The sequence below is a fragment of the Undibacterium sp. RuTC16W genome, from assembly GCF_049339445.1.
Lineage (GTDB): Bacteria > Pseudomonadota > Gammaproteobacteria > Burkholderiales > Burkholderiaceae_D > Undibacterium.
Map to the genome: position 1 here is coordinate 1 of NZ_JBMPPE010000032.1, position 498 is coordinate 498.

The window sequence follows — 498 nt, forward strand, 5'->3', positions numbered from 1 at the left end:
TTTCCGCGCTCACCTTCGGGTAGACGCCGAAATCCTGCGGCAGGTAGCCCAGCTGGCGGCGCAGGCCTTCCTTGTCCTGCAGCACGTCCACGCCATGGAAATGGATGCTGCCGCTATCGGGATCTTGCAGCGTGGCGATGGTGCGCATCAGCGAGGACTTGCCGGCGCCGTTGGGGCCCAGCAGGCCGAACATGCCGTTGGGGATGTCGAGGGTGACGTCGTTGATGGCCTTGACGCCGTTGGCGTAAGTCTTGCTCAGCTGTTTGATCGATAGCATGTGCAGCACTCTCCAGAGCTTGAGTATGAAAGCCGGCAGATGCGTGTCTGCCGGTCTGTGCAAGGGGATCACCCTTATTTCCTGTCAGCCGCGATGGCGGATGTTACTTAAAAACAATAATATATAGCCAATAGGCATAAAAGAATTATTTTTGCGACAAGGGGCGAAAATACAGGGATGAAAGGTCGCCAGGGTGGCATGAATGACGCAGTGCTACACTC

At 56.2% G+C, this 498-nt stretch carries 1 protein-coding gene; it reads right to left on the reverse strand.

Going from position 1 to position 498, the window contains the following annotated elements; genetic code table 11:
- Window positions 1–277 (reverse strand): ATP-binding cassette domain-containing protein (locus tag ACO0K4_RS19435; RefSeq protein WP_422958327.1); only part of this gene is annotated, 277 nt, incomplete at its 3' end.
- Between the last annotated feature and the right edge of the window lie 221 nt (window positions 278–498).